This is a genomic window from Streptomyces sp. NPDC034670 (assembly GCF_055574875.1).
Window position 1 is genome coordinate 46,844 of record NZ_JBVITR010000035.1, and the last position, 9,349, is coordinate 56,192.

General features: G+C 69.5%; 10 protein-coding genes. 8 read left to right on the forward strand and 2 right to left on the reverse strand.

From position 1 onward, the window contains the following. Positions 1–221 precede the first annotated feature (221 nt). The 3 genes from ACZ56B_RS22090 to ACZ56B_RS22100 all read left to right on the forward strand — a co-directional run bounded on the left by ACZ56B_RS22090 (position 222) and on the right by ACZ56B_RS22100 (position 2,444). Positions 222–1,433, forward strand: a complete 1,212-nt coding sequence (locus ACZ56B_RS22090) for a pyridoxal phosphate-dependent aminotransferase (RefSeq protein ID WP_468793169.1) — start codon at positions 222–224, stop codon at positions 1,431–1,433. Between the two features lie 110 nt (positions 1,434–1,543). Then, entirely contained in the window at positions 1,544–1,966 is a 423-nt protein-coding gene (locus ACZ56B_RS22095; RefSeq protein WP_468793171.1) for an SCO4983 family protein, read from the forward strand. Between the two features lie 262 nt (positions 1,967–2,228). Beyond that, positions 2,229–2,444 carry a hypothetical protein gene (locus ACZ56B_RS22100; RefSeq protein ID WP_468793174.1) on the forward strand — a complete coding sequence of 72 codons (216 nt, stop codon included), beginning with the start codon at positions 2,229–2,231 and terminating at the stop codon, positions 2,442–2,444. A 34-nt stretch (positions 2,445–2,478) separates the two neighbouring features. On the opposite strand, the gene ACZ56B_RS22105 is transcribed toward ACZ56B_RS22100, so the two are convergent. Both ACZ56B_RS22105 and ACZ56B_RS22110 read right to left on the reverse strand, forming a co-directional pair. Next, complete coding sequence (locus tag ACZ56B_RS22105) at positions 2,479–2,889, reverse strand: hypothetical protein (RefSeq protein WP_468793177.1); 411 nt, start codon at positions 2,887–2,889, stop codon at positions 2,479–2,481. 172 nt (positions 2,890–3,061) lie between these two features. Next, entirely contained in the window at positions 3,062–3,829 is a 768-nt protein-coding gene (locus ACZ56B_RS22110) for an NUDIX domain-containing protein (RefSeq protein ID WP_468793239.1), read from the reverse strand. A 228-nt stretch (positions 3,830–4,057) separates the two neighbouring features. Here ACZ56B_RS22110 and ACZ56B_RS22115 point away from each other — a divergent pair, with 228 nt between their 5' ends. From ACZ56B_RS22115 to ACZ56B_RS22135, 5 genes are all read left to right on the forward strand, one after another. Next, the gene (locus ACZ56B_RS22115; RefSeq protein WP_468793180.1) at positions 4,058–4,339 is read left to right on the forward strand and encodes a hypothetical protein; all 282 of its coding nucleotides are present in this window, start codon (positions 4,058–4,060) and stop codon (positions 4,337–4,339) included. A 469-nt stretch (positions 4,340–4,808) separates the two neighbouring features. Next, positions 4,809–5,327, forward strand: a complete 519-nt coding sequence (locus ACZ56B_RS22120) for a hypothetical protein (protein ID WP_468793183.1) — start codon at positions 4,809–4,811, stop codon at positions 5,325–5,327. Between the two features lie 98 nt (positions 5,328–5,425). Further along, entirely contained in the window at positions 5,426–7,756 is a 2,331-nt protein-coding gene (locus tag ACZ56B_RS22125) for a hypothetical protein (protein WP_468793187.1), read from the forward strand. 69 nt (positions 7,757–7,825) lie between these two features. Beyond that, positions 7,826–8,347, forward strand: a complete 522-nt coding sequence (locus tag ACZ56B_RS22130; RefSeq protein WP_468793189.1) for a hypothetical protein — start codon at positions 7,826–7,828, stop codon at positions 8,345–8,347. Positions 8,348–8,425: 78 nt separating this feature from the next. Next, entirely contained in the window at positions 8,426–9,205 is a 780-nt protein-coding gene (locus ACZ56B_RS22135) for a VOC family protein (RefSeq protein WP_468793192.1), read from the forward strand. The last annotated feature ends 144 nt before the right edge of the window (positions 9,206–9,349 follow it).

Below are 9,349 nucleotides of genomic sequence, written 5' to 3' on the forward strand. Positions count from 1 at the left end.
CCCTTTCACTACACCCCCCCCCTCCCCCCCCCCCCCCCCCCCCCCCCCCCCCCCCCCCCCCCCCCCCCCCCCCCCCCCCCCCCCCCCGGGGGCCCGGCGGGGGGAGGGTCGGTGTGCAGCCCGGGGAGACGGCGGCCGGCGGGCACGATCACCCGATCCGACGCGTCCCACGTGGTGGAGAACACGGCCCGAAGGGGACGAGACGGCCGTAAGCTCCCACCATGCAGGTGATCCAGTCGACCAAGCTCGCCAACGTCTGTTACGAGATCCGGGGCCCGGTGCTCGAGGAGGCGATGCGGCTGGAAGCGGCCGGTCACCGCATCCTCAAGCTGAACACCGGCAACCCGGCCGCCTTCGGCTTCGAGTGCCCGCCCGAGATCCTGGAGGACATCCTCCGCAACGTGTCGTCGGCGCACGGCTACGGTGACGCGAAGGGCCTGCTGGCCGCGCGCCGGGCGGTCGTCATGCACAACCAGACCCTCGGCATCGAGACCGACGTGGAGCACGTCTTCATCGGCAACGGCGTCTCCGAGCTGATCGTGATGGCGATGCAGGGGCTGCTGGACGACGGCGACGAGGTGCTCGTGCCCGCGCCCGACTACCCCCTGTGGACGGCCGCCGTCTCGCTCTCCGGCGGCACGGCGGTGCACTACCGCTGCGACGAGCAGTCCGACTGGATGCCGGACCTCGCCGACGTGGAGCGCAAGGTCACCGACCGCACCAAGGCGATCGTGATCATCAACCCGAACAACCCGACCGGCGCGGTCTACGACGAGGCGGTGCTCAAGGGCCTGACCGACATCGCCCGCCGCCACAACCTGCTGGTCTGCTCGGACGAGATCTACGACAAGATCCTCTACGACGACGCGCGGCACGTCCCGACCGCCTCCGTCGCCCCCGACCTGCTCACCCTCACCTTCAACGGCATGTCGAAGGCGTACCGGGTGGCCGGCTACCGGGTGGGCTGGATGTCGATCTCCGGGCCGCGCGCGCACGCCGACTCCTACATCGAGGGCCTGACGGTCCTGGCGAACATGCGCCTGTGCGCGAACATGCCGGGCCAGCACGGCGTGGTCGCGGCGCTCGGCGGACGCCAGACGATCAACGAGCTGGTCCTGCCGGGCGGCCGGCTGCGCGAGCAGCGGGACACCGCCTACGAGCTGCTCACCCAGATCCCGGGCGTGAGCTGCGTGAAGCCGAAGGGGGCGCTGTACCTCTTCCCGCGCCTGGACCCCGAGGTCTTCAAGATCAAGGACGACCGCCAGATGGTCCTGGACCTGCTGCGCCAGGAGAAGATCATGGTGGTCCAGGGCACCGGCTTCAACTGGCCGGAGCCGGACCACTTCCGGGTGGTGACGCTGCCCTCGGTCACCGACCTGCGGGACGCGGTGGGGAGGATCGCCCGCTTCCTCGACGGCTACCACCAGCCCTGACCCGAGCCGCGCTCACCCTGCGTGGACCGGCGGTTCGACTTTGTGCACGAATCAACTTTAGACGAAATCTAAGCTAGGATGGCTTCCTGTCAGTACCCAGGAGGCCATCCATGTACGAACCGATCCGTGACAAGTCGGTCCACCGCACGATGGCCGGCACCCCCCACGACTTCCCCCACCGCTCCCGCGAGGAGGAGCTGGACATCCAGCTCGCGGGACACCTCGCCACGCTGCTCGCCGTCACCGACGAGCTGCGCGTGGTGGCGCCTTCGGCCGACCTGGACGCCGCGGCCGGACGGCTCGCCGAGCAGGTCACCCGCCTGCGGGGAGGACGGGTGCCGGCCCGTGCGCCGGCTACCACGACCGGCCGCGAGCCGGACGCGACGGCTCTGCACCGACGCGCGCACGCCCTCGCGGGCCGCGTCCTGGTCGTCGCCGCCTCGCGCGCCGACACCGCGGTGGCGATCCTCGCCGCCGAACGGATGGACGCGCACGCGGCGGTCCTGCAGCCGCGCGAACTCGCGTCCCGCTGAGCCCCCCGCCGGGCTCCCCCGAACGGCCCCGGTCCGCGTGCAACCCGCAGCGACGCGCGGACCGGGCGCCACACAAGCCACCGCCGACGGGGCACTGCGGGCAGCACGCCCGGGGTGCCCCGTCGGCGTTCCGCGCACGACCGACACGACCGAGCCGGCCCCCGCACGCCGCTGCCTCCGGCCCTCGGCGGAAACTCCCCTCCGCCCCCGGAAGAGTCCCTTGTAAACTCGGGAGCCCCGCAGCCGCCAGGAAGGCCTGCCCGTGTTCGAACTCGGTTTGCTCTTCGGCCTGTTCGCCGCGACCGCCCTGGTCCTGGTCATCGTGCTCCTCCGCCGGGGCAACGGCCCCACCGAGAACGCCGACGGCCTCCTCATCGAGCAGCAGCGGCGCACGCGGGCCCAGCAGGACCGGATCGACTACAGCCCCGCCTCGGTGCACAACTCCCTGACCGGCATGACCGACCGCCGCCGCCCGTGACCACGCGCCGGCCCGACCGGCCGACGGCGCGCGGTCACGCGGGCCGTCCCCCTCCGGAAGGCTCGCCGGTTCGCACGCGCCCCTTCCCCCTCTCGCCCGCCGCCCGGCCGGTGCGGCGCTCCCACCACCGCCAGACCGCCCCGGCCAGCAGGGGGAGCACCACCAGCGGCCCGGCGATCCAGCGGATCAACGGCATCGGCCAGGCCGGCTCCTCCCCGACCAGCCGGCCCACTTCCTCCGCGGCGAGACCCACCCCCAGCACCACATAGCCGAGGCCCCAGGCGCGGACCAGCCACACGGGCCGCCCTCTCATGATCAACACGGGTTCCCGGGGGCGGCGCACGGCCGTCCACCCCACCCCTGCGCATCCCGCCGCCGCGAGCAGCATGAACACGTTCTCGACCGTGCCCAGCAGATCCGCCGCGGACCCGAGCGTCTGCCCCACCGCCCCGCCTCTCCTCACCCGACCGGGACCGTCCCCCGGGGTCCGACCGATCCGGTCAACGGCCCGACCGGTCCGACCACCCGCCATGATGAGCGCTCGACCGGCTCCGCGCGCCCGCCCGGCACGGCAAAGAGGCCCCGCTGCGGCCTTCCGGCATCCGGCAACACCGCGGTCACCCCTGCTCGGACCCCGTGGGCTTCCGGCCGGTGGGCCGGGGCCGGCCGTGGCGGCGGAGGACCGGCTCCAGGTAGGGCACCCGCGGGCCGACGAGGCGGGACAGGTCGGCGGGGGATCCGACGAGGGCGATCCGGTCCAGCTCCGGGATGCGCCCGAGGGCGTGTTCGGACGACGTGAGGGCGGCGAAGTGCGCATGCAGCCATGCCGCCGGACGGGGCGGGGACCGGAACAGCACGCCGACGCTGCCGTTCGCGCCTCGGGTCACCTGCCAGAGGGCGAGATCGTCGGCGGGCGTGTCGATGCCGGTCTCCTCCGCCAGTTCCCGGGCCGCGTGGCGGCGCAGGGCGGCCGGGTCGAGGGGGGCGCCGTCCGGCGGCGGCTCCACCGAACCGCCCGGGAGCTGCCAGCGGCCGGGGGAGGTCGTCCAGGGCGCCATCCGCCCCACCAGCAGACGCCCGTCGTCCGCCGGTTGCGCGACGGCCACGAAGAGGGACGGCAGCCGCACGGTCGCGCCCGGCACCCGGCGCAGGACGTAGAGCCGGTAGGTCGCCCGCACCCAGGTCAGGAGGAGTCCTTCCGGCTCCTCCCGCTCCAGGCCCGTGCAGCCGGCCACCGGCCCGTCGAACAGGGCCGGGTTGGCCCGGACCGCCACCTCCCAGGCGTCGTTCATGGCCCGGCGGTCCCCGGGGGACAGCAGGGGCAAAGGCGCCTCGATCAGCCGCAGCCGGTCGAGGCCGAAGAGTTCGACGCCCGCCGCCCGCATCACGCGGCGGGGGCCGTCAGCTCGCGCCGCTCCCCCTCGCGGTCGAACCTGTCGGACGACCGGGGCAGGTTTCGTGCCGGGGGACGCGCCATCTGGGGCCTCTCAGGGATGCGCTTCCTGGACGTACCTCTCCAAGAATGACACCTCCGGAAGAGAGTCATCGTCGTCCCCGGTGGATAGGCTCCCGTGCTCGTGAACGCGATACGGCTCCGGAGACGGGCACGTCGGATGGACGGGCCGGTCTCGGCCGCCGTCGGGGCGGGGGACCTGCTGCTGTGCGGGGTGCTCCTGCTGACGGCGACCGGTGTGCTGTTCCCCGATCCCACCACCCGGGAGGAAGAAGGGGCCGCACTGGGCCTCGCGAGCCGGGTCTACGGCTCCTGGCTCGTCGGCGGCCTGGTGCTCTTCTCCGCCCTGGGCATGACCCGCACCCTGCTGGCCCACCTGGCCGTGATGCTCCTCTCCCCCGTCGTGCTGTTCCTGTTGCTGGTCTCGCCGGCCCTGCTGTGACGCGGGACACCGCACCCGGGGCGAGGGAGAAGAGGAACGCCCCCGGTTGCCGGGCCGGTCCGCGCGGTCCTGCCCGGGTCAGGACGGGAGGCCGGCTCACCCCTTCGGGTGTGAATCAGCCAGGGGACGTACGCGACGACTTCGCACGGAACACCGGAGACGGCTCGATTCGGAACCGGCGAACTCCTCCCCCAAGACGCGGGCGATTCGGTTCACCAGCGCGATGACCAGGCATTCCGCCCCGTCACGCGCCCCGCTCCTCGGCCACCACCACCCGCGAACCGCAGGACGGGGGGTGTTCGGCCACCCCCGTCCTGGAACCCTCACGGCGATAACCGGCCCATCGGCACCGCGGCGCCGTAGCTCTCCCGGGCGGGATTGCTAGCTTGTGCCGGAGCCCGGGCACGGCCGGACACCGTCCGACCGGCAGGAGCGCGGGCGGTCCCGCACACGGGGAGGGTGGCCGTTCATGGCATGGGACGAGTGGGAGCAGCTCAAGGCCGACGCGCTGCGACGACAGCAGGACTCCCCACGGATGCAGTTGAACCAGGCGGACGGGGGCGGCGGTTCCGGCGGCCCCGGCAGACCGGACTCGTACGGTGATCTGAAGGTCGCCAACGACAGGCTCACCAAGATCGGCAAGGCTGCCTTCGAGCTCTACAACCAGTTGTGGGACAAGGCCCGCGTCTCCGTGCCCAGCAGCGACTCGGCCGCCGCCGATCTGTCGAAGCAGGGCTTCGCGCTCGGCACGGGGCTCAGGCACGTGTCGAACCGGTGGGAGGAACAGCTCAAGTCCCTGATGGACGCGTGCGCCCACATCGCGAACCACATGCGGGTGACGAAGAAGCTGCACGGTGACGACGAGGACTACATCCGGCGTCAGATGAGCAGCATCGCCGTCCTGGACGCCGGGTTCGACGAACGGGTCGGAATTCCGGGCGAGAGGAACAGCATCTACGGGGAGCCGGGCAAGCAGAAACAGGAGTAGCGGAGCACCGAGGAGGCCGTTGCGCCGCCTCCCGTGCACACCGCTGCTCGCCTCACCCGCTCCAGCCCGCTCTTCTCTTCACTTCCAGGACGCACACCATGGAACTCGACACTCTCCGCGATGCCGACTTCACCCTGCTCGACGAGGCCGTCGCGGACTGGTCGACGCTCGTCAAGAACCTCGAGGAGCTGAAGAAGGACGCCGAGGACAACTTACGCAAGGGAGCCAACAAGGCCGACTGGGCCGGCGTGAACGCCAAGGTGTCCAAGGAGTTCATCGGCAAGACGGCCGGTGAGTTCGCGGACGCCCACACCCAGGCGAAGAGCATCTACAAGATCCTCAGCGACACGGTGGGCGAGCTGAAGCGTTACCGCCGACAGCTCGTCGACGCCATCGAAGGCGGCCGGAAGAAGAACCTCACGGTCATCGGACACGGCGGCGGCTTCACGGTCACCACGAACGCTCCCCCCGAAGCGCGGAGCACGATGGACCAGGACAACCAGGGCGACATCACGGCCCTTCGCGACGAGATCCAGGGGATCCTCGACCAGGCCACCGAGAGCGACAACTCGGCCAGGACCGTCCTGCAGGCCCCCGCCGACCAGAGCGAGCTGGGCTTCTCCGACGCCGGTTACGCGGACCGGGACTCCGCCGCCGAAGCACTCAGGCAGGCCGACCAATTGGCCGCACTCGCCAAGAAGGATCCCCATGACCTGACGGTTCAGGACTTCGACCGGATCAACGCCGGGCTCAAGAAGTACGCCGGTGACGACCTGTTCGCCGAGCGGTTCGCCACGACGCTCGGTCCCACGAGGACACTGGAGTTCTGGACCGGCATCAGCGACCCGAGCAGAGGCAACTGGGCGCTGGGGCGCGATCGCCTGGACCAGTTCGACGACCTGCAGCGGAACCTGGGACTGACCCTGGCGAACGCCACGCAGAGCGATTCGGCGGCCATGGCCGACTGGAAGCGCACGATGATCGACATCGGCGACAAGCCGATCCACGGCAACCACGGCGGCCCGATGGGTTTCCAGGTCATGAGCAACCTCATGCGGACCGGCGACTACGACGACCGCTTCCTCAAGGACTACGGCACGAAGCTCATGGCCACCGAACGCAAGCTCACCGGTAACGGCGAGCACCCGAATTTCGCCTGGCGCCAAGGCCCCGCGGCTCCGTGGCTCAACCGGATCGGGGAGGACAGCGGAGCCGACCCGCTGACGGGATACCTCAAGGGCCTCTCCAACAGCCCGGACGCGGCCACCGACTTCTTCAACCAGCGGTTCGTCTCGAAGGACGACCCGAGCAACCCGTTCGAACGGGACACGGACGGCAACGGCAAGAAGGGCAAGGTGTCGCTGTCCAACTTCCAGTACCTGTTCGAGGAACGGGATTGGCCCAAGGAGGTCGACTCGAAGGGGGACGAACTTCACACAGGGCAGAACAACCTTGCCTTGGCGCTCGAAGCTGCCACGACCGGACATCCGGCAGGCGAGCTGCCCACACCTGATACCCCTGCACACAACTCAGGGCAAACAAAGCTTTTTGAAAGCATCGTCGCTTCCATTTCGGATGATGCAGAGCGACTTACTGGGAAAAATTATATGTCCGACAGCATCGGACAGATCGCGTCTGAATATCTTCCCGACATCAACCGTGCAGCAACTGACGTGGATCCACATCCCGACAAGGGTGATCTAGATGCCCAGCAGGCATGGGATCGGATCAAAAACACTTACCCAATCGCTGGCTCTGCCGCGGAGATGAATCATCGAGACGTCTCTCGATTTCTCTTCACCATTGGTCAAAATCCAGAAGGTTATGCTGCAGTTGAAGTAGGTCAGAAAAAGTACATGACCTACTTGATGGAACATCACTTGAACCCGAACTTGTCGGAGGGTCAACGCCCCCATCACGAGGAAGAACTCACGGTCCGCTCCATCGCACGCCAGTCGGGAGAAATTTCCGGGACATTGGCGATGGGACGGAATGAAGCAGTAGCGTCCGGAGCCGTCGAGTCGGACGAAAAATACGACCACTCAGTAGCCCAGTGGAAGAACACCGCCTCGGGGACTATTGGTCTCGGCGTCGGAATCGGCACTTCTTTCATTGCCTCACCTGCGGTTGGAGCGGCGGCCGCAGGCGTGTCCGGAACCGTGACCAGCGTAGTGATGGAGCAGTTGTTCAAAGACTTGGAGGGAGGTGCTAAGGACGACGTTGGCTCCAAGATGGGAGAGAACTGGGAAAACGGACAGGACAGCAATATGAAATACACTCGACGAGCCGCTTGGGAGGCTGCCAGAGCATACGACCATGCCACGCCAGGAGATGTTGCCAGCTGGGCGGAAGATGAATCATTTAAAGGCTACCTGTCGGCCGGCGACTACATGGAGCGCGTTGCACCGGACCTTTTGACAGAAATCTGATCGACGCCGCATATCACTCCACATTTATTCATCCCGCAGTGAGCCCGAAAAGAAGGAGTTACTTTCCAGTTGATCACTCGACGACTCGCGGAATCTGCGGTGACAATCACGGTGATCGGCATGCTCGCCGGATGCCCAGGAAGCGATAAGGGGAAGAACTACGAAGTCCCTAAGTCCCTTTGCGGAATCTCCCTGGAGTCGAATCTTATTGGTGAGCTACTCCCACCAGGAGAAAAAATCCAAGTCCAGGAAATTAACCCGGCACCCAGCCGGAAACGCTGCCAAGTGAATGTAGACGGTAAAGCAGCCTTTAGAATAAGCCAGGAATGGTGGGAGAAAGGCGATACCGTCGTTGACGTGGCCAAGGGGGTTCCGCAGGTGGATTCCGCCGAGTTGACGAGCGACAACGACTCCCTGCTCACTGGCACGGGGGCTGTGCAACGTGCCCGTTGCACCGACTCAGAGCGTCCCGGCCACATCCTGTTCATCACTGCTCAGGTCCATGCCGATGGTGTGGACGACTCGGCAGCGATGCGGGAGCTGGTCACTCAGTACACCCGGGCGGTGGAGGACTCTGCGACCTGCCGTTGAGGCAGGGGTGACCGCCGCCCTCCGCGCAGGGGACGTGGGGTGCGGCCGCCCCGGAAACTCGTTTGCGGCGTCCTCCGGGTGCCCGGTATCCAGCACCCGGACGGCGACGACGAGGAGGAGTACGGGATGAGCGCCCCTTCGGGTGGAGTCGGCGAGTTCTGCTGGATGGACGTCAAGACCCGGGACCCGTCCGGCACCGCGGTCTTCTTCTCGAAGGCCCTGGGCTGGCGCTTCGCGGTGGACGAGGAGGACCGGCGCCGGGCCGTGAGGATCTCCGCCGGCGGGCACCGGATCGGCGGCGTGAGCGATCTCGCGCATCCGGTCTATCCGCCGGGGACCCCCGCCCACATCGCCTTCTACCTGGCGGTCGACGACGTCGACCGCCGCGTCGAGGCGGCGACGGCGGACGGTGCGCGCCTGGTCGTCGCCCCCTTCGACGCGGGGGACCAGGGCCGTACGGCGACGCTGGTCGATCCGGTGGGCGCCGCCTTCTCCCTGTGGCAGCCGCGCCGGTTCGCCGGGTGGGGGTTCCCGCCCGGTTCCGCGGGCGCCCCGCGGCGCCTGGTCCTGGCCTGCGACCGGCCGAAGCGGGCCCGGGACTTCTACCGGGGGACGCTGGGTGCCCGCCTGGCCCGCGCCGACTTCGTCGCCGCGCCCGGGTCCGCCTCCCCCGCCCCGCGGTGGGACGCCCCGCGGTGGGAACTCGTGGTCGGCGTCGACGACCCGGACGGCGTCCTCGCGCGCGCCGGCGGCCTCGGCCCGGGGGCGGTGCTCCGCTGCGAGGAGGACGGCCGGCCCGTGGTGCGGACGGTCAGCCCGGAAGGGCTGACCGTCCGGGTGCGCGGCCTGGATCCCTGATCCGGCGCGGACCCGGCCCGCCTCCCCGACGGCTGAGGGGGGGGGGGGGGGGGGGGGGGGGGGGGGGGGAGGGGGGAGGGGGGGGGGGGGGGGGGGGGGGGGGGGGGGGGGGGGGGGAGGGGGGGGGGGGGGGGGGGGGGGTGT

What these genes read in the sequence shown, in the direction of transcription:
- ACZ56B_RS22090 (WP_468793169.1), top strand. Translation starts at nt 222, where the DNA reads ATGCAGGTGATCCAGTCGACCAAGCTCGCCAACGTCTGTTACGAGATC.
- ACZ56B_RS22095 (WP_468793171.1), top strand. Translation starts at nt 1,544, where the DNA reads ATGTACGAACCGATCCGTGACAAGTCGGTCCACCGCACGATGGCCGGC.
- ACZ56B_RS22110 (WP_468793239.1), bottom strand. Translation starts at nt 3,829, where the DNA reads ATGCGGGCGGCGGGCGTCGAACTCTTCGGCCTCGACCGGCTGCGGCTG.
- ACZ56B_RS22115 (WP_468793180.1), top strand. Translation starts at nt 4,058, where the DNA reads ATGGACGGGCCGGTCTCGGCCGCCGTCGGGGCGGGGGACCTGCTGCTG.
- ACZ56B_RS22120 (WP_468793183.1), top strand. Translation starts at nt 4,809, where the DNA reads ATGGCATGGGACGAGTGGGAGCAGCTCAAGGCCGACGCGCTGCGACGA.
- ACZ56B_RS22125 (WP_468793187.1), top strand. Translation starts at nt 5,426, where the DNA reads ATGGAACTCGACACTCTCCGCGATGCCGACTTCACCCTGCTCGACGAG.